16 protein-coding genes are annotated in these 21,998 nt (G+C 71.0%); 8 read left to right on the top strand and 8 right to left on the bottom strand.

The window, feature by feature from the left end; translation table 11 throughout:
- Positions 1 to 232 precede the first annotated feature (232 nt).
- The 4 genes from NL112_RS09455 to NL112_RS09440 form a co-directional block, all read right to left on the bottom strand.
- Positions 233 to 2,449, bottom strand: a complete 2,217-nt coding sequence (locus NL112_RS09455; protein WP_255152521.1) for a PAS domain-containing protein — start codon at positions 2,447 to 2,449, stop codon at positions 233 to 235.
- Entirely contained in the window at positions 2,419 to 3,912 is a 1,494-nt protein-coding gene (locus NL112_RS09450; RefSeq protein WP_255152520.1) for a PAS domain-containing protein, read from the bottom strand. The genes NL112_RS09455 and NL112_RS09450 overlap by 31 nt, the downstream gene beginning before the upstream one ends.
- A gap of 1 nt (position 3,913) precedes the next feature.
- Entirely contained in the window at positions 3,914 to 5,338 is a 1,425-nt protein-coding gene (locus NL112_RS09445; RefSeq protein WP_255152519.1) for an ATPase domain-containing protein, read from the bottom strand.
- 154 nt (positions 5,339 to 5,492) lie between these two features.
- Positions 5,493 to 6,128, bottom strand: a complete 636-nt coding sequence (locus NL112_RS09440; protein ID WP_255152518.1) for a DUF2238 domain-containing protein — start codon at positions 6,126 to 6,128, stop codon at positions 5,493 to 5,495.
- 74 nt (positions 6,129 to 6,202) lie between these two features.
- On the opposite strand from NL112_RS09440, the gene NL112_RS09435 reads away from it, so the two are divergent.
- Together NL112_RS09435 and NL112_RS09430 are read left to right on the top strand one after the other, a co-directional pair.
- Entirely contained in the window at positions 6,203 to 6,820 is a 618-nt protein-coding gene (locus NL112_RS09435) for a metal-dependent hydrolase (RefSeq protein ID WP_255152516.1), read from the top strand.
- 31 nt (positions 6,821 to 6,851) lie between these two features.
- Positions 6,852 to 7,262, top strand: coding sequence for a hypothetical protein (locus NL112_RS09430; protein WP_255152515.1), 411 nt, complete (start codon positions 6,852 to 6,854; stop codon positions 7,260 to 7,262).
- Here NL112_RS09430 and NL112_RS09425 read toward each other — a convergent pair.
- The 4 genes from NL112_RS09425 to NL112_RS09410 all read right to left on the bottom strand — a co-directional run bounded on the left by NL112_RS09425 (position 7,253) and on the right by NL112_RS09410 (position 15,383).
- Complete coding sequence (locus tag NL112_RS09425) at positions 7,253 to 9,010, bottom strand: GMC oxidoreductase (protein ID WP_255152514.1); 1,758 nt, start codon at positions 9,008 to 9,010, stop codon at positions 7,253 to 7,255. The two genes, NL112_RS09430 and NL112_RS09425, sit on opposite strands and share 10 nt — an antisense overlap.
- Positions 9,010 to 10,212 carry a hypothetical protein gene (locus NL112_RS09420; RefSeq protein ID WP_255152512.1) on the bottom strand — a complete coding sequence of 401 codons (1,203 nt, stop codon included), beginning with the start codon at positions 10,210 to 10,212 and terminating at the stop codon, positions 9,010 to 9,012. The genes NL112_RS09425 and NL112_RS09420 overlap by 1 nt, the downstream gene beginning before the upstream one ends.
- A 142-nt stretch (positions 10,213 to 10,354) precedes the next feature.
- Complete coding sequence (locus NL112_RS09415; RefSeq protein WP_255152511.1) at positions 10,355 to 11,749, bottom strand: cytochrome P450; 1,395 nt, start codon at positions 11,747 to 11,749, stop codon at positions 10,355 to 10,357.
- A 334-nt stretch (positions 11,750 to 12,083) separates the two neighbouring features.
- Complete coding sequence (locus tag NL112_RS09410; RefSeq protein WP_255152510.1) at positions 12,084 to 15,383, bottom strand: tetratricopeptide repeat protein; 3,300 nt, start codon at positions 15,381 to 15,383, stop codon at positions 12,084 to 12,086.
- A 152-nt stretch (positions 15,384 to 15,535) separates the two neighbouring features.
- On the opposite strand from NL112_RS09410, the gene NL112_RS09405 reads away from it, so the two are divergent.
- The 6 genes from NL112_RS09405 (at position 15,536) to NL112_RS09380 (ending at position 21,989) form a co-directional block, all read left to right on the top strand.
- Positions 15,536 to 16,291, top strand: coding sequence for a helix-turn-helix transcriptional regulator (locus NL112_RS09405; RefSeq protein WP_255152509.1), 756 nt, complete (start codon positions 15,536 to 15,538; stop codon positions 16,289 to 16,291).
- 227 nt (positions 16,292 to 16,518) lie between these two features.
- Positions 16,519 to 17,148, top strand: coding sequence for a Yip1 family protein (locus tag NL112_RS09400; RefSeq protein WP_255152508.1), 630 nt, complete (start codon positions 16,519 to 16,521; stop codon positions 17,146 to 17,148).
- A 139-nt stretch (positions 17,149 to 17,287) separates the two neighbouring features.
- Complete coding sequence (locus tag NL112_RS09395; RefSeq protein WP_255152506.1) at positions 17,288 to 19,027, top strand: cbb3-type cytochrome c oxidase subunit I; 1,740 nt, start codon at positions 17,288 to 17,290, stop codon at positions 19,025 to 19,027.
- Positions 19,027 to 19,329: a hypothetical protein gene (locus NL112_RS09390; protein ID WP_255152504.1), complete on the top strand. Its 303-nt coding sequence runs from the start codon at positions 19,027 to 19,029 to the stop codon at positions 19,327 to 19,329. Before NL112_RS09395 ends, NL112_RS09390 begins: the two co-directional genes overlap by 1 nt.
- Positions 19,330 to 19,487: 158 nt before the next feature.
- A complete protein-coding gene (locus NL112_RS09385; protein WP_255152502.1) occupies positions 19,488 to 19,961 on the top strand; it encodes a redoxin domain-containing protein in 474 nt (157 codons plus the stop codon).
- A gap of 81 nt (positions 19,962 to 20,042) precedes the next feature.
- Positions 20,043 to 21,989, top strand: a complete 1,947-nt coding sequence (locus NL112_RS09380) for a beta-propeller domain-containing protein (protein ID WP_255152500.1) — start codon at positions 20,043 to 20,045, stop codon at positions 21,987 to 21,989.
- The last annotated feature ends 9 nt before the right edge of the window (positions 21,990 to 21,998 follow it).

Here is a 21,998-nt window from a genome sequence, read left to right as displayed (position 1 = left end):
CCGGGACTGACGGGCCGGCCGCAGTGACAACCGGCCGGGACTGACGGGCCGGCCGCAGTGACAACCGGCCGGGACTGACGGGCCGGCCGCAGTGACAACCGGCCGGGACTGACGGGCCGGCCGCAGTGACAACCGGCCGGGACTGACGGGCCGGCCGCAGTGACAACCGGCCGGGACTGACGGGCCGGCCGCAGTGACAACCGGCCGGGACTGACGGGCCGGCCGCGCTCGCTCACTCGTCCGGCCGGTTGGCCCCGGGAAGCCGGAAGACCACGACGGTCCCCCGGGGGTCGTTGTCCTCGATGGTGAGCGTGCCGCCCGACGATTCGACGGTCCAGCGGACGAACCACAGCCCCAGCCCCGTCATGTGTTCCAGCGGCGTCTCGATGCCCCGTTCGAGGGCCTGCCGGTCGACGTCGTCGAGGCCGGGACCGTCGTCCGCGACGCGAAGTTCGACTACCCCCGAGTCGGAGTCCTCGTTGGCGGTGACGTGTACCGACGGCGACCCGCCGCTGTGGACGATGGCGTTCTCGATGACCTCCTCGACGGCGAGTTCGAGCGTCCTGTGGGCGTCGACCCACAGCGGCGGGTCGTCGACGTCGAGAGCGACGCTCGCGTCGGGGTAGCTCGTGTTCGCTTCCTCGACGACGTGCGGGAGATGCGTCCCGAGGTCGATGAGTTCGGCGTCCGTGCCGTCGGCGTGTACTGTGGCCTCGAACCGGCGGGCGGTCTCGCTGAGTTCGAGCAGTTCGTCACAGGCATTGATGATGGCTCTGGCGTTGTCCCGGACGGTCCCGTCGTCGATGCCCGTGAGCGCGTCGGCCCGCCCGACGACCACGTTCAGCTTGTTCCGGATGTTGTGTCTGAGGACGCGGTCGAGCACCGAGAGCCGCTGTTCGCGCTCCAGAAGTGCCGTCACCTCGCGGGCGACGCCGACGGTGCCGGCGAACTCGCCGTCGGACCACAGTATCGAGACGTTCACCTCGTACGTCCGGCGCCCCCGGGTCGGGGTCGTGAGCGTGAACGTGAGGGTGCGCTGGTCGTCGCCCTGCCGGAGCATCGACGCGATCTCCCGCTCGGCCTCACGCGCCTGTTCGGCCCCGATGAGGTCGCGCATCGGCGTGCCGATGAGGTCGCCGTGACCGAGAGCGAACTGCTCGACCATCGCCTCGTTCGCCATCGTGACGTGGCCCGACTCGTCGAGCACGTACACCGGGTCGGCGGCCGTCGTCACGATGGCCTCGTAGCGCTCGAGGTCCCGCTGGCGGTCGATGCGGTCCGTAACGTCCTGGAACGCCCCGCGGAGCGACGCGACCTCGCCGTCGACCACCTCCGGTTCCCCCAGCACTCGAACCCAGCGGACCTCACCGGACGGGCGCACGACGCGGAGTCGCTCGTCGATGTGCTCGTGGTCGTCGAGCGCCGTCTCGACGGCCGCCTCGATGGTCGGCCGGTCGTCCGGATGGTAGACATCGAGCGCATCCGCCAGCGGCGGCTCCTCGCCGACGGGGAGCCCGAGTATCTCGTACACCTGGTCGGTCCAGAACACCTCCAGCGTCTCCGGGTCGATGGACCAGCCGCCGACGTCGGCGATGGCCTGCGTCCGCTCCAGCAGGTCGTGGCTCCGCTCGAGGTCCTGTTTGCGGGACTTCCGTTCGGTCACGTCGACGCCGACACCGAGCAGTCGCGTCGGCCCGCCGCCCTCGTCGTACAGCACGCGCCCCGTGACCGCTATCCAGCGCTGTTCGCCGTCGGTGCGCTCGATGCGGAACTCCGACTCGAGGATCCCCGTCTCGGTCACCGCCGTCTCGACGGCCTCCTCGACGCGGTCCCGGTCGTCCGGGTGGACGAACGACTGGAAGGCGTCGAACGTGCCCTCGAAACTGCCGGGGTCGACACCGAACAGGCGCTCGCTCGACTCGTGCCACATCACCTCGCCAGTGTCGAGGTCCCAGTCCCAGACGCCGGCGTTCGACGCGTCGAGGGCGACTTCGAGCCGCTCGCGGCTCTCTCGGACGGCCTGTTCCCGCTCGACGCGCTGGGTGACGTTCTGTATCGTCCCGCGGACGATGCGGTCGCCGTCCCGCGTGACCGCCTCGCCCTTCGTGCGAACCCACTTGCGCTCGCCGGCCGGCGTCTCGATGCGGAACTCGACGTCGAACGAGTCGTCGTCGGCCACGGCATCGCGGAACGCGTCCTCGATGATTCCCAGATCGTCGTCGAGCACCAGGTCGACGACGTCGTCGAACGCCACGTCGCTACCCACCGGGAGCCCGTGGATGCGGTACGTCTCGTCGGTCCATCTGAGGTCGTCCGTCTCGGGGTTGACCTCCCAGCCGCCGACGTCGGCGATGGCCTGCGTCCGCTCCAGCAGGTCGTAGCTCCGCTCGAGTTCCTGCATGCGCTGTTTCCGCTCGGTCACGTCCTGAATCGCCCCGCGGAGCGACACCACCTCGCCGTCGACGACCTCGGGTTCCCCCTGAGCCGGACCCAGCGGACCTCGCCGGACGGGCGGACGACACGGAGTTCGAGGTCCTGCGGTTCCTGGTCGTGCAAGGCCTCGTCGACAGCCGCACGGAGACGTGGCCGGTCGTCGGGGTGGAAGTGGTCGAACGACTCCTCGAACGTCGGCTCCGGCCCCGGCTCGACGCCGAGTATCTCGTACACCTGGTCGGTCCAGTACAGCTCGCCGGTCGCCACGTCGACCTCGAAGCCGCCGACGTCGGCGATGGCCTGCGTCCGCGCCAGCAGGTCACGGTTCCGCTCCAGTTCCCGCTCGCGGGCCTTCTGCTCGGAGATGTCGCGTCCGGCGACGACCGCCTCACTCCCTTTCTGGTCGCGGATGGGCGCGATGGCGACTTCCAGCGGCACCCGCTCGCCGTCCTTGCACCGGAGTTCCATCTCGACCCGGACCGTGGTATCGTCGTGGAGCGCCGTCTCCAGCGACTCGAGCGCGTCCTCGAACTGCCCGTCCGGGACGAGCGATTCGGTCGGCATGTCCAGAAGTTCCGCGTCGGTGTAGCCCGTCAGCTCCGGAAGGCGGTCGTTCCAGCGGTTCAGCGTCGCGTCGGCGTCGACCGTGACGAGAACGTCGGGCGAGGCGTCGAAGATGCCCTGCAGTACCGCCCGCTCCTCCGCGAGTTCGGCGGTTCGCGCCTCCCGCTCGGTGACGTCGCGGACGATGGCGGTGTATCGCGACTCGCCACCGGCCTCGAACCGCGCCGCCGACACCTCGACCGGGACGTGTCGCCCGTCGGCGTCCCGTGCGGTGATCACGTCCGTCTCGAACGCCTCCGTCTCCGACTCGACGGCCTCGGCCGGGTCCGCAAGCGGGCCGTCCGGCTCCTCCTCGACGAGCAGGTCGGTGACCGACGTGCCGACCAGCACGTCCGGCGCGTAGCCGAACAGCGTCTCCGCGGCCCGGTTGGCGAACCGAATCACGTTGTCCTCGTCGAACACCACGATGGCGTCCTGCGCGCTCTCCGCGAGCGCGTGGTACTCCGCGCGTTCGGCGTCGAGGCGCAACGAGAGCGTCCGCGTCTCCAGAAGCGACGATATCCGCGACTGGATTATCTCCGCCGCGGTCGGCACCACGACGACATCGTCGACCGCGTCGGCGGTCGCGTCGGACAGCAGTCGCTCGGCGCTGGCGTCGTCGCTCGCCAGCACCAGCACCGGGAGGAAGACGGGGTCCGCGGCCGCCTTCCGGCCCAGTAGCTCCTCGACCAGCGCGGGAAACGTGCGGTCGTCGACGACACAGCAGTCGAACCGCCCGAGCGGGGCGTCCGGGGAGGCCGTAGAGACCTGATAGTCGTCGAGGGCCTCGGCCAGCAGTTGGCGGTCGCGCTGTCCGTCCACCGCGACGAGCACCTCCAGCGGGCCGTCGGTGGCGGTCTGCTGGACGCTCGTCATCTCACGAGCGGGACCCCCCCTCGCTGTCCGTCGCTATCGGGTCGCCGACGCGGTAGCCGTCGTCGTCGACGACGAGCGAGTGGATGGTCGGGTCGAACCCGCCGAGGCGGCGTTTCATCACGCCTATCTCCTTCTCCATCCGGCCGTTTCGCTCAGCGTAGCGGAGGAACAGGATGGTGTCCGCGAGATAGCTGACGTGCGAGTCGCTGGCCCGGAACGTCCCCTCGATGTCGTGCAGTTCCTCGGTCACCAGCACGGTGACGCCCATGTTTCGGAGGTAGCGACACAGCGCGTGGAGTTCGCCGACGAGGTCCTCCTCCTCGTTGTGCAACGACAGCCGGTAGCCGGCGGTGCCGTCGATGAGCACCACCTCGATATCGTGAGCTTCGACCTCCTCGCGCACCAGATTGGAGAACTCGTCGGTCGACAGCCGCAGGGGTTCGAGCGAGTGGAGACGGAGCCGGTCGTCGGCGACCGCGTCGCCGAGACCGATGCCAAGGCTCTCCGCCCGGTGGCGGAACGACTCTGTCGGCTCCTCGAACAGGAACCCTGCCGCGTTCTCGCCACGGTCGGCGGCCGCCTGCAGGAACAGCGACCCGGTGGTCGACTTCCCGACGCCGCTCGGGCCGCTGATGAGCGTGATGCTCCCGCGGTCGATGCCGCCGTGGAGGAGCGCGTCCAGCCCCTCGTTGCCGGTCGACAGCTGTTTGGGCTCGAACGCCGCGTCGTGGTCGCCGGGCACGAGTTTCGGGAACACGTCGACGCCGCCCTCGCCGATTGTGAGCGCGTGGGGGCCCTTCTCGAAGCCGGAGCCGCGGAACTTCGTCACCCGGACCGAGCGGCCGCGGTCGGTGTCGAGCAGTTCGACCGTGCCGTCGCCGAGATACTGCAGGTCGTCGTCGGGGCTACGCTGGGTCGACTGGGTGGAGAACACCGACGTGACGCCACGGTCGGTCAGATACCGCATCATCGACGAGACGAGACGGTGGAACTGGTGGTCGTCGGGCGCGACGTGGCGGAGCCGCGTCAGCGGGTCGAGAAACACCCGGTCGGGGTCGACCCGTTCGACCGCCTCGGCTATCTCCTCGGCGATGGGTTTGCCCTCGACCTCGCTGGTGGTGAACACCGAGTAGGTATCGTCCTCGACGAACAGGTCCGGTTCCGCCGTCAAATCGAGGAACTCGACGCCCGAGAGGTCGAACCCGAGGGTCGCCGCGCGGGTACGAATCGCCTCCGGGCGCTCCTCGAACGCCACGTACAGCGCCCGCTCGCCCGCCTCCAGCCCCGCGAGCAGGAACTGCTGGCCGAGTATCGTCTTGCCCGTGCCCGAATCGCCCCGAACCATGTACGACTGCCCCGACACCAACCCCCCATCGAGTACCGCGTCGAGGCCGGGGACGCCCGTCGAGAGGCGCTCCGAGTTCATATCAAGTAAATATCTGTCAGGCACCCCGCCATAAAAGGGATTTCGATTGGGTATTAAACACATTAAACACTTAAGTCCCGACGTGGTCGGTAGTCCCTCGCGGCCGACCACGCTCGCCCACACCGGCAGGCCGGCCACCGACCCTCCGTCCGGGCTATCGGCCGCCCGCCGTCCGCTCCTCCAGCCACACCGTCACCCGGCCGACGAGACCCTCGAACCGCTCGGTGCCGAACAGCGCGACGATGCCCGCCCCGACGGCGTCGAACACCAAATCGACCAGCGTGTCGCCGAGACCGTACTGGACGAGCACCGGTTCCAGCGCCAGCAGGACCGCGAATTCACGCGCGAGGAACTCCAGCATCTCCCAGAACACGCCGGCCGCGAGCGTCACGAGCACGATGTACACCGCGAGGAACCGGTCAGGGAGGTAGATAGCCTCGGAGTAGCGGTCCACCGCTCGCGTCACCGTGTACCCGACCCCCGCCACGAGCATCGCCGACAGCGTGTGCGTGACGTGGTCGTACCACCAGACGCCGTCGTACAGCCCCAGCATGCCGAGCGTGTGGAGAAACAGCGCGCTCGTCAACAACAGCACCAGCCCCGGACCGACCGTCAGCCCGTAGTCGCGGGCGAGCACGCCCGGCAGGAACGTCACCGACAGCGCAAGCGTCGCGTTCACGACGACGCTGAGGTTCCGCGTCGCGAGGCCGACGAGGAGGACGGCGCCGATGGCCGCCTGCAGTAGCCGACTGGCCACCTGCGTCCGTCGTGCCGACGACCCGAACGCCATCACCGGGCGTTGGGCGTCGAGCCACATCAACGCTCGCCGACAGCGATTTAGCGCGGCGACGACTAGCCGGAGTGATGATGGCGACGACCCACGTGCTGGCCGCCGTCGCGCTGGCGACGCTGTCGGCCGTCGTCGCCCCCGAGTTCGCGCCCGTCGCCGTCGCCGCCGCCGGCGTCGGCGGCCTGTTCCCGGACCTCGACATCTACGCCGACCACCGGCGGACGCTCCACTTTCCGGTCTACTACCCCGCCGCGGCGACGCTGGCCGCAGGGGTCGCGGCCGCCGTGCCGACGACGGCGACGGTCGCCGTCGCGTGGTTCCTCGCCGGCGCGGCCCTGCACTCGGCGTCGGACGCCCTCGGCGGCGGGCTCGAACTCCGACCGTGGGAGGCCACCTCCGACCGGGCCGTCTACAGCCACTACCACGGCCGCTGGCTCGCGCCGAAGCGGTGGGTCCGCTACGACGGTGCTCCCGAGGACCTGCTGGTCGCGGGCGCGCTCGCGGCGCCGCCGCTTTTCGCGTTCGACGGCGCCGTCGCGGGAGCCGTCGCCGCGCTCGTGGCCGTCTCGGCGGGCTACACCCTGCTCCGGAAACCGCTGGCGACGCTGTGGGCGTGGCTCGCGGCCCTGCTGGTGCCGCGGCTCCCGCCCGACATCCGGGCGCGGGTCCCCGAGCGATTCGTCGACGGGTGAGATTCTTCGTGGTGGCCGTCGAACGCCCGGTATGCTCCGCAGACTGCTCACGGTCGTCTGTGTAATCGAGGTGCTCGCACCCGAGCGGCTCATCGAGCGGGCGGAGGCGCTGGCGCTGGCCAACCCCGACGACTGCGAGGTGCGCCCGTGGGTCGTCCCCGGCGCTCGCGTCGAGGGCGCCGTGTTCCTGCTGGCGCTGTGGCGAAGCGACCGCTCGTACGCGCGGTTCAAGCGGTTCCTCGGCGTCGTCGGCCTGCTGGCGCTGTTGTATCCCGAGCGCTATCTCGAGGTCGGGTCGGAACTGGCGTACGTCGACGGGTCGGCGCCGCGCTGGAAACCGTGGGTGGCACCGGCGACGCGGCTGGTCGGCCTGCTGTACGTGCTCGTCGCGCTCGGCGAACTGCGGCGGGCAGGTAGGGAGCCCGACGCCGCTCAGAAGTAGCGCTCGGCTATCTTGTCCGCAGTGCGGAGCGCGAGCGCCTGCCCGGAGTTCGTCGGGTTCGGGCCGCCCAGCCCGTTCGCCATCGCCGAGTGGTCGGCGACGAACAGGCGGTCGACGTTCTTCGCCTCGGCGGCCGAGTCGAGCACCTTCCCCATCCGCATCGACGACTGCATATGCAGGAGAAGCGGCGGCCACTCCGCGCGGTGGATGTGGTCGGCGCCGGCCTCCTGGTGGATGTTCGCCGCGATGCGTGCCAGTTCGTCGCGCTTGGCGTCGTCGTCCGGGTGGGGCTCCCACTTCACCTTCGGCACCGGGCCGTGCTCGTCGCTGAAGGTGTTGTCCAGCGAAACGCCGTTCTCCTGGCGCGGCAGGTCGTCGGTCAACACCAGAAGCGCCTTCGTCTGCTTGTAGTTCGACATCTTGCGCTTCAGTTCCTCGCCGACGAGGTAGCCGCGGGTGTCCCACGGCTCGCCGGGGTCGGTCGGCGTGTCGAACGAGTAGCCCGCCTCCGTGAACAGGTAGTCGGCGTAGGAGACGAGGCCGGGCGACATCCCGATGTCCTCGAGGCCGCCGACGCCCGGCTTGTCGAACCGGACTGCGGAGTTCTGCCCGATGTACGGGTCCATGTGGCCCGCGTCGGGGTTGATGTCCTCGATGGTCTCGTCGTCGTAGACGCCGACGACCCAGTCGAACCAGTGGGTCGTCAGCCCCTTGCCGACCCAGCCGTCGTCCGGAAGGTCGGAGTTGAGCCAGAGCCGCGGCGTCTCGATACAGCCACCGGCGAGGACGACGGTGTCCGCGGCGACGGTCCCGGTCTGCCCCGACCACGAGTCGCGGAACGTGACGCCCGTCGCCTCGGGAACGCCGCCGAGCCCGCCCTCGGTCTCGACGTTCGTCACGTAGGCGTTCGGGCGGATGGCGACGTTGCCCGCATCGGGGTCGTCGTTGGTGTCGAGCGCCCGGGGGACGTAGCCGACGTTGCTCGACTTGCGGGCCTTCTCGCGGACCGGCGCGTCGACGGGCGTCGACGACCCCTGGAAGTGGTCACCGACGAGCGTGTCGCCGCGGAACCCGTCGTCGTAGCTGAACGAGCCGTCGTACTCGGAGTTAAGCGGCCCCTCGCCCTGCGGCGTCTCCTTGCCGGGCACCTCGACGGCGTTGGCCTGCGGCCGCCAGCCCGTCTCGGTGACGTTCTTCGTGTCGATGCGCGGGTAGATGGCGTCCGCGCCCTCGATGAACACCTCCTCCTTGCCCGTCATCGGGGCCTGCTGGGTGCTGGTGTTCTCCTCGTTGAGCTGGTAGTACGGCACGAGGTCCTCGTAGTCGATGGGCCAGTGGGGCTGTTCGTCGATGGCGTGGGGGTACGCCCGCGGATGGTTGGCGAAGTAGTGGACCGAGGTGCCGCCCACGGCGGCTATCTGCCAGATGAACGCGTTCTGGTGGAGGTTGCGGAACCACGGCGCCCGCGAGTGGTCGGCGGGGCCGACCCGCAGATAGCCGTAGGTGGGGTCGTTGGCGTCGGCCTCGCGGTGGGTGAACTGCTCGTCCAGCAGTTTCCCGTCGAGGTCCTCGGGGTCCGTGCTGACCGTGCCGCCGGCGTCGGCGTGCGGTTCGGGCCACTGCTCGTTGCCGTGCCACGGGCCGCCTTCGAGCACGAGGACGTCGAGGCCGTGGTCGTGGGCGAGTTTCCACGCCGCCGCGGGGCCGTCCGCGCCGGCGCCGACGACGACGACGTCGGGGTCCTGCATCAGCTGTCACCCCCGATGCCGTCGATGTAGTCGTCGCCAGCCAGGTCGTCCGAGAGGTCGAGTTCGTCGACGTCGGGGTCGTCGAACCCGCCGGGGACCGCGTGACGCCAGTCGGCCGCGTAGCCGGGCGCAGGCCCGGGGTAGTCGGTCTGCTGGCGGCTCTGGACCTCGTCGGGAGCGACCTGCATCTCGCGTTCGGTCGGCGTGTTCGTCTTCGTCTCGCCGAGCCCGGACCACTCCGTGTAGTAGCCGAAGCCGTGGAGCCCGTTGACCGCCATCACGACGTACTTCAGGATGCCCACGTCGGGCACCATCGGCGACAGCAACGTGTCGAGGCGGTCGATGACGCTCCCGTCGACGATGGTCCACAGACAGCGGAGGCGGTCCTGTCGCGACAGGCGGGTGAACGTGCCGCCGCCGGCGAACTCGGGGTTGGGGCTCGGCTGGTCCTCGTTTCGCCCCCGTGCGAGGAACTCCGCGGCCACGAGGTCGAACGCGAACGGGAACACCGCCGCGTACGGGTAGTTCTGGAGCACGCGCTGGTGTCGCTGGCCGTCGACGGTGACCGTCCGCCGGAACTCGGCGATGCCCTCGGCTCCGGGGTCGACGTCGGCAAACGAGAGGTCGAACGAGTCGACCGGGCCGAACTCCAGTGTCTCACTGATGCCGTCGGTGAGCTCCAGCGAGGAGTCGAGGTCGTTGACGTCGGCGGCGTCGAGCCCGTCCAGCCCGCCGAGGTCGCCCAGCCCATCCAGCGCGTCCAGCCCGTCGAGCGTCGTGAGGTCGTCGAGCCGGGCGCGCTCCACGAGCGCCGCGAGCGGCGACTCCCCGCCCGTGAGGTCGAGCCCGGTCTCGAACAGCGACAGGGGCATCTTCGCGGCCGGAGCCTCCGTCTTCTCGGTCAGCATCTCCGAGCGGACCTCCTGGAAGTGGTTGAAGTCCCAGATGATGAACTTCTCCAGTTCGACCTCCAGGCCGCCGGGAACGTGCTCCTCGCCGAGTTCCTCCTCTAGCTGGGGCGTCCGTGGGACGACCGCGTCCACGATGGCGCGGTAGGTGTCCCGCGTGTGGGGGTCCGTCGGGAGCGGACTCTCCAGTACCTCCTGAGCCTGTGCGACCGTCGCGTTCGACATCGACAGCGCGGCGATACCGCCGATGCCCTTCATGACGCCTCTCCGCGTCACGTCCGTGGTGTCTGTCATGGGTTGTCGAGGTGCCTACGCCCCGTTGTAGGACAAACGGAGCCTAACGGTGGTGCGTCCCATGCGAGGAGCGTTTATTACAATATAGTAAGTGTGAATAGAAACGAACGAACGGCGGTGCGAACAGCGGCGTGAACGGCGGTTACCGCTCGCTGACGAGGAACTCCTGGCCCGGCTCCATGCGGGTGGTCATCTCGGGGGAGACGGGCGGTTCGCCGTCGGCGTCGTTCTCGCCGAGCCAGTAGAGGTCGTACTCGCGGCCGATGGTCGCCAAGGCGAGTTTCGCCTCCAGCAGGGCGAACTGGCGGCCGATGCAGATGCGCGGGCCGCCGCCGAACGGCGCGTACGCGAAGTCGTGGAGTTCCTGACGGAACTGCTTGCTCCACCGCTCCGGGCGGAACGTCTCGGGGTCCTCGAAGAACCGGGGGTCCCGCTGGACGATGCGAAGCGGGAGCATCAGCCGCTCGCCCCCGGGGACGCGGTAGCCGTCGAACGTCACGTCCTCGGCCGCCTCTCGCGGGAGCGAGTAGACGGGCGGGAACAGCCGGAGCGTCTCCGTCAGCAGTTTGTCGGTGTACGTCAACTCGTCGACGTCGGCCATCGTCGGCGGGCCGTCGAGGGCGTCCACCTCGGCGTGGAACTTCTCGCGGGCCTCCGGGTGGTTCGCGAGCGCCCAGAACGCGAACGTCAGCGACGTGGTGGTGGTGTCATGGCCCGCGAAGATGATGGTCACCATCTGGTCACGAAGGCGCTCGTCGGTCAGCATGCCGGTGTCGGTGACGCCCGCCTCCCGCAGGCCGACCAGAAGCGACAGCAGGTCCTCGGCCTCGCCCGGGTCGGTGGGGGCGTCGCCGGCCTTCTCCTCGAGCAGGCGCTGGGCCTCCGCTTCGAGCGTCTCCTTGGCGCTCCCGAACCGGCGGCGGGCGGGCGAGGGCATCCAGTTCGGCAGGAAGTAGGAAGTGGGGAGAAACCAGTCGTGGAGATGTTCGGCGGCCTCGCGGATGGACTCGTCGCCGTCCAGAGCGAGTTCCCGCCCCAGGACGGTCGCGAACAGCACGTCGAGCGTCATGTCCGTCAACTCCGCCTGGAGGTCGAACCGCTGGCCGTCGTGCCAGCGGTCGCTCCGGCGGCGTATCTGCTCGACCATCCCGTCGGCGTAGCCGGTGACCGCGTCACGCGTAAACAGCGGCTGGAGTACGTCGCGCTGGTTGCGCCACTCCTCGCCCTCCACCGTGAGGAGGCCCTCGCCGAACGCGATGCGGAAGTCGTCGGTCTTCCGGAAGCGGTCGCGCTCGGTCAGCAGGACGCGCTTCAGGAAATCGGGGTGGGCGACCGCGTAGATGTCGCCCATCCCGGCGAGGTAGAAGCGGGCCACGTCGCGGGTGGCGAACAGTTCCTCGGAGAACGCCAGCGGGTCCCGCATCTGCCGGAGGACGTGGAGCGACGGGTGGCCGACGTTCGGCGGGTACGGCACCAGCGGCGCCTCGCCGTCGGCGGACTGGCCCGCGTCGGTCGGGCCGTCGGAGTCCGAGCTCATACCCGTGCTAGTACCCACCACACCAATAGGCTTCTCCCCTCGTATCCACGGCCCGACGCGAACGGGACGGCTGACTGAGTGGTACGGTAACAATCAGCAAACGCGGGGAGCACCGCCCCGGTGACGGCGTCGAAGTCGGGCACATCCCCACCCCCAGAACGCCGGGACGCCCGTCCCCCCACGGTCGGGCATCCGGCGATGTCCCACGGAGCCAGCCCCCGGCCGGGCCACGCGGGACGGAGCTACGGCGAACGGGTCGCCGCACGGGGAGGGGACGGCCGAACCGGCATTACGTCACCTCTTGAGACAGGGGTTCACCGACTGACAGGGGGTGTCAGTCCGACGCGAGCCGCTCGTTCCACGCGACCGCCTCCGCCCGGCGCTCGGGGAGGTCGGCGTCGGCCGCCAGTTCGCGGGCCCGGTCGGCCCACGACCGGGCCGTCTCGCGGTCCCCGCCGTCCTCGCAGACCTCGACCAACCGGAGCGCGACCTGGACCGCGCGGTCGACGGCCCCCACCTCGGTGAGCGTCTCGAAGGCCGCCTCGTAGCGGTCGCAGGCCGTCTCGAGGTCGCCCCGCTTGCGGGCGACGTTGCCGAGCCGCTCGGTCGCCACCGCCCGCGACCGGGGGGCGTCGGCCACCGTCTTGCGCTCGCGGTGGTACTGCTCGGCGCGGTCGAGGTCGCCGCGGGCCGCCGCGACCCGTCCCAGTCCACCGAGTGCCGCGCCGTGGATGACCGCCGCCTCGATGTCGGCGGCGACGTCGAGCGCCTCCTCGAAGCAGGGTTCGGCGCCGTCGGCGTCGTCGTGTTCCAGCGCGAGGTCGCCGAGGTTGACCAGCGTCGCCGCCACCCCGCGGCGGTTGTCCGTCTCCCGCTGGAGTTCGAGCGCCTGCCGGTAGTACGACTCCGCGCGGTCGAACGCGCCGCGGTCGGCCGCGACGGTCCCCAGGGCGTTCAGCGTCGCCGCCTCGTCCGAGGGCGGCGCCTCGCAGGCCCGGTCGATATCCAGCGACTCCCGCAGGGCGGTCTCGGCGGCGTCGTAGGCCCCCCGCTTCCGGTGGAGCCGACCGAGATAGTACAGCGTCTCGGACCGCTCCGGGCAGGCCCCCAGCGGTTCGCCGACGGCCTCGGCCTCCGCGAGGCGCCGCTGTGCGGCGTCGTAGTGGTCGGCGTGCAGTTCCACCATCCCGAGCGAGGTGAGAAGCCGAGTCTCCGCCCGTCGGTCCTCGGCCTCGCGAGCCACGTCGAGGCCGGCCCGCAGATGCTCGCGGGCATCCTCCGGGTCGCCGCGGTCGTCGGCCACGTCCGCGAGTCGGCGCCGGGCCTGAACCGTGAACCGGGCGGCCGTCTCCCCGCCGACGTCGGCCGACTCGACGGCCGCGAGTAGCGCCTCCGCCTCCGCCGAGGCGCGGTCGAGGTGGCCGTGCTTGTACCAGCCGTACAGCCGGGCACCGCGGGCCTCGAGCCGCGTCGCCGGCGAGCAGTCGTCCGGGAGCGCGACCCCCGACAGGTCGCTCGTCCCGAACAGCGGCACCAGCGACGTGTAACAGCGCACGACCCCGAACGTGTCCGCGACGAGCGCGTCGCCGTCGTAGCGGTCGAACGCCGGGCGGCGCCCGAGCCACGACGCCACCCGCTCGCGGACCGCCGGCTCCCCGGTGGCGGCGAACAGCGCCGACAGCGCCCGCTCGAACGCGTCGACGGCCGTCCGCTCGCGGTCGGTCAGCGCCGCCTCCAGGAAGCGGACCGCCCAGTAGGGGTGCTGGGTGCGGAACGCCGGGTCGTCGGTGCGGTCGAACAGGAGCACGCCCCGAAGGTCGTCGACCGCGGCGTCGACCCGGCGGTGAGCGCGGGTCCGTTCGTCGTCCGGGCGGACGGCCGCCACCGCGTGGAGCGCGGCCGGCGTCACCGGCTGTTCGGCCGCCGCCAGCACGGCGGCCAGCAGGCCGACCGACAGCGCCGTCGTGTCGTCGTCGGGCCCCTCCGGCGCGACGAGTTCGTAGGCCGCGCGGGCGTCGGCGTCGAGCCCGGTCGGCTCGGCGGCCGCGTCCGTCCACGGCGCTGGCGTCGTGTGGGCCGCCAGCAGGTAGCCGAGCAGGTGGCAGTCGCCGGGGCCGTCGCCGTCCCGTAGCCGCGCGTGGAGCGACTCCGCCGACAGCGGCACCTCGCGGCCGGTCGCCGCCTCGAAGGCGGCCACCGCGTCGGCACATTCGGCGGCCGACAGCGGCCCGAGGCGGTACGTCGCCGCGCCCCGGAACAGCGTCTCCCCGCGAGGGTCCGAGGGCGAGGGGGGCCAGTCGGTCGCCGCCGATTCGAGCAGAACGCTCACCGACGGGTCGTCGCGGGCCCGCTCCAGCACCGCGGCCAGCCGTTCGGCGGTCGCCTCGTCGCCCGCGTCCTCGACGACGACGAGGGCGTGCCCGTCGCTCTCGTCGAGGGCGTCGGTCAACGGCTCGGACCGGTCGAACGGCGTCTCCGTCGGCGTCGCCCGGTGGAACACCGGGCCGCGCTCGGCGGCGACCCACCGGCACGCCACCTGCCGACAGAGCGTGCTCTTGCCCGACCCCGAGGGGCCGACGACGGCCACCGGGCCACCGTCCGCGAGCGTCTCGACGAGCCGGTCGACCGCCCGCGGCGTGTCGGTCCCATCGCTGTCGGCGTCGGGGTCGTGACGCTCGAACGGCACCCCGTAGTAGACGTCGACGAGGTCGAACCCGACCCGCCACCCCGTCGCCGGGTCGTTCGGCGTCCGACCGGAGACGGCGGCCGCGTCGAGACGGTCGACGCCCACCGCCGCCAGCCCCGCCGGACCGCGCGTCTCGTGGCGCCCGAGCAGGGTGTCGTCGAGTTCCTCGACCAGCCCCGCCACCTCGGCGGTCACGTCCGTCGCGTCGGCCCGGAGCGACGCCAGCGTCGACTCGGCCCACTCGACGGCGGGACCGTCCGTCGCCGTCAGGAGTTCGGTCGCCCCGGCCGCGGCGGGCGTCAGCGACACCGTCGGCTCGGAGCCGTGTGCAAGCAGGAGCGCGTACGGCCGTGGGTCGTCGACCCGGCGGACGGTGACGCCGTCGCTCGTCGCCAGGTCTGCGGCCAGCCGCGGGAACTCGGTGCGGAGCCGCTCCAGCACCGCGGGCGCGACCAGCAGTTCGGCGGCCATCCCTTCGCGGACCCGGGCGTGACAGAGCCGCAGGAGCCGCGAGTCGTCCAGTCGGGGGAGGACGGCGACGTAGCGGTCGGCCGTCCGCAACGGCTCGACCGTCGCCTCGAACGCGCGGGCCGGCGTCTCGAACGCCTCCACGCGGCTCTGCCGCACGGCGTCGAGCGGCAACTCGCAGTCGGGCGGGAGCGAGCCGAGAAACGCCGTCGCGTCGACGACGGCGCTCGCCTCCGCGAGGAACGCGCGGTAACGCTCGGCGGCGAGTCGGCCCGCGAGCGTCGCCCGGAACCCCTCGTCGGTCCGTTCGACCAACCCGGCGTCGACCAGCCGCCGGACCGCCCGGTCGACGGTCGACCGCGAGTGGCCCAACTCCTCGACCAGCGCCGGCTTGTGGCGCGGTCCGTCGGCCAGCGCCTCGACGAACGCCACCCGCTTGGCGACGAGTTCGACCCGGTCGTCGGCGTCCGTCATCGTCATGCGCGTTCGTGGTGGGCCAGCGCGCTAAAGCGTTCCCCCGCCCGCGGCGTTTGCCAGTCTCGCGGCCGGTCGGCGGACGTGCGGCCGCCCTCCCGGAGAAACCTGCCGGCCAACGTGACACTCTTTACCCCCGCCGCGCTCCGGTCGGACGGATGGAGGGGTTACGTTTCCTCGCCAGGTCGGAGACGCGACCGGCGGTGTTGCAGGCGCTCGAGGAAGGTGCGACCACTCGCCGCGAGTTGCGCGAGCGGGTCGACGCCTCACGGTCGACGGTGTCGCGGAGCCTCGACCGCATGGTCGAGTTCGGGTGGGTGCTCGACGGGAACGGGAGCTACCGGCTGACGCCGCTGGGCCGCCACGCCGCCGCGACGTTCGCCGAGGCCCGCGAGTCGTTCGAGACGGCCGCCCGCCTCGCGCCGCTTCTCGGACGAGTCCCCGCCGGGGCGTTCGACCTCTCGCCGGCCGACCTCGCGGACGCCGAGGTCACAACCGCCACCGCGATGGAGCCGCTTGCCCCCATCGAGCGCGTCACCGAGATACGCGCTGACTCCGAGACGGTCCGGGAACTCTCGTCGGTCGTCGCCCGCAACTCGGCCGAGCAGGTGGTCGCTCGCGCCGACGCCGGCGACACCGACCACGAACTCGTGTTGACCGCCGACCTCGTCGCGTCGCTGACCGACAGCTCCGACTACGGCGACGCGTTCGAGGCGACCCGCGACGCCGTCGACGTGTACGTGTACGACGGCGAGTTCCCGTTCCTGCTCACGCTCCTGGACGACCGGGTGGCGTTCGGCGTCGTCTCCGCGGACGACACGCCGGAGGCGCTCGTCGAGAGCACCGACCCCGAAGTGTACGCGTGGGCCGAATCGACCTACCGCGACTACCGCGAGGCCGCCGACCCGCTGTAGCGTGCAGACCGTGCACGCCGGGCACCCGGTGCCCTGATGTCCCCGCCGCGCAATCGCCGACTGCGGGGTCACAGGGGGATGCACCCGGCCCATGCGGCGACGACGACCGCCGAGCGGTCCCCCGGGTCCGTCGCTGGGACGGACGCACCGCTCGCGACTCGTCGGCCACAGAGCCGCTCCCGCGGCCTATCGACAGTTACTTGATATTTCCGCACGAGCCGCCGACCATGCTGTCCGCCCTCCGTGCGGCGCTGACCGACCCAGCATCGTTCTTCCCGAGGGAAGCCGAGGAGCCGTCGCTTCGCGGCCCGGTCGTCGTCGTGGCCGCCGTCGCGCTCGTCGGCCTCGCGAGTTCGATTCCGGTGTTCTCGGCCATCCTCGGCACCGTCCCCAGCGAGGCACAGCCGTTCGTGTTCGTCGGCCTCGCGGTCGGCGCCGTCACCGGACTGGTCGGCCCGTTCGTCGTCTGGCTGGTGTACGCGCTGTTGTTCTACGGCCTCTCGGCGCTGTTCAACGCCAGCGGCGAGTTCCGCGACCTGTTCACGCTGGTCGGCTGGGGGTTCGCCCCGCGGGTCGTCGCCAGTCTCGTCAGCGCGGTGGTCCTGTTTCTCCTGGTGCCCGAATCCGGCTTCAGCGACCCGACGGGCGCCCAGCAGTTCGCCCGCGATGTCGCCACCAGCACCCTGGGGCTTGTCGGCCGGGGCGTCGGCCTGCTGATGACGCTGTGGTCGGCGTGGGTCTGGACGCACGCCGTCGCCGCCGCCCGCGACGTCTCGAAGCGGGAGGCCGCCATCAGCGTCGGCATCGTCGTCGGCGTCGGCTTCCTGCTGGGGCTGGCGTCGACGTACGCGGTGTAGCTCACCCGCGGGCGGCCCCGCCCGTCTAACCCCGCCGCCTCCGCGGTGTCGTGGGTGGCGACGACTCCATCCGACGCGGCGGGCGCGTGAACATGTTCCCGACAATCCCCTTGAGCGAACCCCGAGAAGCGGCCGCCACATGGCACTCGGCACGGGACAACTCACGCTCACAGCGGTGACGGGCGCCGGGTTACTGCTCGTCGGGGCGTGGCTCCGCCGCGTCGGCGCGTGGCGCTCCTACACGCCCGCCGTCGGCGGGGCGACCGGCGACGCCCACGGGACGACGGAGAAACCGTCCGGGCTCACCCGCTGGCTCACCACCGTCGACCACAAGGACATCGGGCTGATGTACGGCGCGTTCGCGCTGTTCTCGTTCGCGTGGGGCGGCATCGCCGTCACGGTGATGCGGACGGAGCTAGCGACGCCGCCGTCTGACCTCGTCGACCCCGGGTTCTACAACGCACTCATGACCACCCACGGGGTCACGATGCTGTTCCTGTTCGGAACGCCCATCCTCGCGGCGCTGTCGAACTACCTGATTCCCCTGCTCATCGGCGCCGACGACATGGCGTTCCCGCGGGTGAACGCCATCGCGTTCTGGCTGTTGCCGCCGGGCGCACTCCTCATCTGGGGCGGAATGCTGTTGAAACCGCTCGGCGTCGGCGTCGAGGGCGCACAGACCGCATGGACGCTGTACGCGCCGCTGGCCGTCGAGCAGTCGAACCCCGGCGTCGACCTGCTGATACTCGGCCTCCACCTGACGGGCGTCTCCGCGACGATGGGCGCCATCAACTTCGTCGTCACCATCTTCACCGAACGCGCCGAGGACGTCACCTGGGCGAACCTCGACATGTTCTCGTGGACGGTGCTGGTCCAGTCCGGCCAGATCATCTTCGCGTTCCCGCTTTTGGGGAGCGCGCTCGTGATGCTGCTGCTCGACCGCAACTTCGGGACGGCGTTCTTCGCCGTCGAGGGCGGCTCGCCCATCCTCTGGCAACATCTGTTCTGGTTCTTCGGCCACCCCGAGGTGTACATCCTCGTCCTCCCGCCGATGGGGCTCGTCAGTTACATCCTCCCCCGGTTCTCCGCGCGGAAACTGTTCGGGTTCAAGTTCGTCGTCTACTCGACGCTGGCGCTGGGCGTCCTCTCCTTTGGCGTCTGGGCCCACCACATGTTCTCGACGGGCATCGACCCCCGGATTCGGGCGTCGTTCATGGCCGTCTCCATCGCCATCGCCGTCCCCTCGGCGGTGAAGACGTTCAACTGGATCACGACGATGTGGGGCGGGCGCCTCCGGTTGCGGACGCCGATGCTGTTCTGTATCGGCTTCATCGCCAACTTCATCGTCGGCGGCATCACCGGCGTGTTCGAGGCGGCCATCCCCGTCGACATGGTGTTACACGACACCTACCACGTCATCGCTCACTTCCACTACGTAATCATGGGTGGCATCGCCTTCGCCGTGTTCGCGGCCGTCTACTACTGGTTCCCGCTCGTCACCGGAAAGTGGTACCAGCGGACGCTCGGCAAGTGGCACTTCTGGCTCACGATGGTCGGGACGAACCTCACCTTCTTCCCGATGGTGCTGCTCGGCTACGGCGGGATGCCGCGCCGGTACGCGAGTTACGACGTCGGGGTCGGCCCCGTCGCCTACTTCACCGACCTCCACCAGCTCGCCACGCTCGGCGTGTACGTCCTCGTCTTCGGCCAACTGCTGTTCCTCTGGAACGTGGTCGTCTCGTGGCTCGAAGGTCCCGAGGTGACCGACGGCGACCCGTGGGACCTCGCCGAGGACGACCTGCTGACCCACGAGTGGCGCTGGTTCGACCGGAACCGCCTGCCCGCCGTCGCCGACGGGGGCGAGGAGGCGGACGACTGATGGTCGAGTCGGCCGACCGCGGCGCGCTCCTCGCGCGTCTCCGCGACCACGACGCCGTGGTCGACGCGTGGGACGCCAAGAGCTTCACCGACCGACTCGTCGTCCTCGAACTCGACGCGGGCGCGTCGGTCCCCCGCGACGTGCGGGCGACGCTGGCCGACCACGGCTTCCGGGGGAGCAACGCGGTGTACGACACCGACGCCGACCACCCCTCCTTTGCCGGCACCGTCGGCGGCGTCGACCGCCACCGGTTCGTCGACACCCGCACGCGGGGCGACCACCAGTCGTACGTCGTGGAGTAGCGGCGGGACGCTCCCGCGAGGTCATCGTCGACCCCCACCGCGGGGCGGTACTGCTGTCGCTGGCGACGGACGACCCCGGGCACGTCGCGGCCGCCGTGGGCGCCGGGCGAACACGTTCGTGACCGCCCTTACGCTCGCGGCGGCCCCACCGTACGGTGATGCTCACCGACGGCGACACCGCCCCGACGTTCACAGCGACGCGCGGCACGAGCGACCACGAGCCGTTCGACCTCGACGACCACCTCGGCGACGGCCCCGTCGTCCTCGCGTTCTTCCCCGGGGCGTTCACCCCGCCCTGTACGAACGAGATGGTCGCACTCCAGGAGCGGCTCGACGAGTTCCGCGACGCCGGCGCGACGGTGTTCGGCGTGAGCGCCGACTCGCCGTTCGCGCAGGGGGCGTTCCGCGAGAGACACGACATCGAGTTCGACCTCGTGAGCGACACGGCCCGGTCGGTCATCCGGGCGTACGACCTCGAGATGGACATCCCGGAACTCGGCCTCCACGGCATCGCCAACCGCGCGGTGTTCGTGCTCGACGCCGACGGCGTCGTACGCCACCGCTGGGTCGCCGACGACCCGACGACCGAACCCGACTACGGGGCGCTGGTCGACGCCGTTCGGACGGTCTGAGGGGTCGCCCGGCGGCGGATACTTCAAACAGCCGTTTGTGCTTAGCGAGTCGACTTATCCGTGTGTGCCGATGCCACGGGTATGCGGCATCTCGTTCCGGCGGTCGTCGCCGTGCTGGTCGTCGCGGGCGTCGGCGGCGCGGTGCTTATCGCGCCCGACGACGGCGGCGACCCCGAGCCGAACGTGAACCGAACGGCGACGAACGACTCGCTCGCGCTCGTCACCTCGGAGACGACCGCGGCGTTCCAGGAGTACCGACAGCGCGGCCAGCGGCAGTCACACCGGCGCGTCCGGTTCGGCGGCGCCAGGTTCCAGGGAGGGACGGCGACCGAAGTCGACGTGGCGCTCACGGCCGGCGGCGACGGCGGGGCCGCGGCCAGTAGCGCCGCACCCGTCCCCGAGAGTTCGGGCGGCGACGCCCCCCGCTACGGCGAGACGAACGTACAGGTCGACGGCGTCGACGAGCCGGACGTGCTGAAGACTGTCGACGGCCGGTTCTACTACGCGATGCCCGACCACCGCGTCCGCGCCGGCGACGAGAAGCCCGTCGACCCCACTGGTCGGACCGTCGCCGTCGACGCCACCGACCCCGACGCGGCGTCTGTCTCCGCCCACATCGACCGCTCGGGCCGGATGCTCGTCGACGGCGACCGGCTGGTCGTCCTCGGCGAGGACCAGCTCGCGGGCTACGACATCTCGAACCCCGATGCGCCCGAACTCGTCTGGACGCGCAACGTCACCGGCCGTATCACCACCGCCCGCCTCCACGACGGACAGGTGTATCTCGTCGCCGGCGACCGGCTCGACGACGACTGCGAGGTCGAACCGCTCGAGGGGACGACCGTCCCGTGTACGGCGGTCCACCACCCCCGCGAGCCGGTGCCGGTCGACGTGGCCTACACCGCCGTGCAGGTCGACGCCGACGACGGCGCGGTCCGTGACCGCTTCGCGTTCGTCGGCGGCCCCGACGCCACCGTCTACATGTCGACCGACGGGCTGTACGTGACGTATCTCGACCGGGCGTCGCCCGTCGAGACCCGGATGGCGTTCCTGCTGTCCGAGGGGACGACGGTGCTCGACGACCAGGCGGTCGAACGCCTGCGGGAGGTCCGGTCGTACGACCTCTCGCCGTCGGCCGAGCGGGCCGAAATCGAGGCGACGTTGCGACGCTGGCGGGCCCGCCTGCCCGACGACGAGCGAGAAGAGCGCGCCGAAGAACTCGCGGACAGCTATCGGACGTACCTGCGCGACAACCGCCGGAGCCTCGACCGCACCCACGTCGTCCGCCTGTCGCTCGACGGCGGTCTCTCGGCCGCGGCGACGGGCACCGTCCCGGGGCGGGTGCTCGACCAGTTCTCCTTCAGCGCCCACGACGGTCACCTGCGCGTGGCGACGACCGTCGGCGAGCGGCCGGGCGTCGAGTCCGCCAACGACGTGTACGTCCTCGACACGGACGACCTCTCCGTCGAGGGCTCCGTCACCGGGATGAGCGAGGGCCAGCGCGTGTACGGCGTCCGGTTCGTCGGCGACACCGGCTACGTCATCACCTACCGGCAGGTCGACCCGCTCCACGTCATCGACCTCTCGGACCCCGCCGACCCCGAGCAGACGGGGAAACTGAAGCTCCCCGGCTTCTCGCGGTATCTCCACCCGCTCGACGACGGCCGCCTGCTCGGCGTCGGCGAGGAGGACGGCCACGTGAAGGCCGTCGTGTTCGACGTGTCGGACCCGACGGACCCGCGGGTCGCCCACTCGCGGGTGTTCGACGCCCGCTACTCCGCCGTGGAGCGGACCCACCACGCGTTCACCCGCGACCCGCGCCACGACGTGGTGTTCCTGCCGACCCGGCAGGGCGGCTACGTGCTCTCGGAGCGGAACCTCACGACCGTCAAGCGAGTCGGCGTCGTCGAACCGCGGCGCGCCCGCTACGCCGGCGACCACCTCTACGTGTTCGGCGCGACGACGGCCGCCGTCATCGACGAGCGGACGTGGAACCGGACGGACACCGTCGAGTTGCGGGCGGACTGACCCGGGCCG

This window comes from Halorarius halobius (assembly GCF_024298865.1).
GTDB lineage: Archaea > Halobacteriota > Halobacteria > Halobacteriales > Haloarculaceae > Halorarius > Halorarius halobius.
Note: the sequence above shows the minus strand (reverse complement) of the source record. Positions and strands in the feature narration are given on the sequence as shown.

What these genes read in the sequence shown, in the direction of transcription:
- NL112_RS09450 (WP_255152520.1), bottom strand. Translation starts at nt 3,912, where the DNA reads ATGACGAGCGTCCAGCAGACCGCCACCGACGGCCCGCTGGAGGTGCTC.
- NL112_RS09445 (WP_255152519.1), bottom strand. Translation starts at nt 5,338, where the DNA reads ATGAACTCGGAGCGCCTCTCGACGGGCGTCCCCGGCCTCGACGCGGTA.
- NL112_RS09440 (WP_255152518.1), bottom strand. Translation starts at nt 6,128, where the DNA reads ATGGCGTTCGGGTCGTCGGCACGACGGACGCAGGTGGCCAGTCGGCTA.
- NL112_RS09435 (WP_255152516.1), top strand. Translation starts at nt 6,203, where the DNA reads ATGATGGCGACGACCCACGTGCTGGCCGCCGTCGCGCTGGCGACGCTG.
- NL112_RS09430 (WP_255152515.1), top strand. Translation starts at nt 6,852, where the DNA reads ATGCTCCGCAGACTGCTCACGGTCGTCTGTGTAATCGAGGTGCTCGCA.
- NL112_RS09425 (WP_255152514.1), bottom strand. Translation starts at nt 9,010, where the DNA reads ATGCAGGACCCCGACGTCGTCGTCGTCGGCGCCGGCGCGGACGGCCCC.
- NL112_RS09420 (WP_255152512.1), bottom strand. Translation starts at nt 10,212, where the DNA reads ATGACAGACACCACGGACGTGACGCGGAGAGGCGTCATGAAGGGCATC.
- NL112_RS09415 (WP_255152511.1), bottom strand. Translation starts at nt 11,749, where the DNA reads ATGAGCTCGGACTCCGACGGCCCGACCGACGCGGGCCAGTCCGCCGAC.
- NL112_RS09410 (WP_255152510.1), bottom strand. Translation starts at nt 15,383, where the DNA reads ATGACGATGACGGACGCCGACGACCGGGTCGAACTCGTCGCCAAGCGG.
- NL112_RS09405 (WP_255152509.1), top strand. Translation starts at nt 15,536, where the DNA reads ATGGAGGGGTTACGTTTCCTCGCCAGGTCGGAGACGCGACCGGCGGTG.
- NL112_RS09400 (WP_255152508.1), top strand. Translation starts at nt 16,519, where the DNA reads ATGCTGTCCGCCCTCCGTGCGGCGCTGACCGACCCAGCATCGTTCTTC.
- NL112_RS09395 (WP_255152506.1), top strand. Translation starts at nt 17,288, where the DNA reads ATGGCACTCGGCACGGGACAACTCACGCTCACAGCGGTGACGGGCGCC.
- NL112_RS09390 (WP_255152504.1), top strand. Translation starts at nt 19,027, where the DNA reads ATGGTCGAGTCGGCCGACCGCGGCGCGCTCCTCGCGCGTCTCCGCGAC.
- NL112_RS09385 (WP_255152502.1), top strand. Translation starts at nt 19,488, where the DNA reads ATGCTCACCGACGGCGACACCGCCCCGACGTTCACAGCGACGCGCGGC.
- NL112_RS09380 (WP_255152500.1), top strand. Translation starts at nt 20,043, where the DNA reads ATGCGGCATCTCGTTCCGGCGGTCGTCGCCGTGCTGGTCGTCGCGGGC.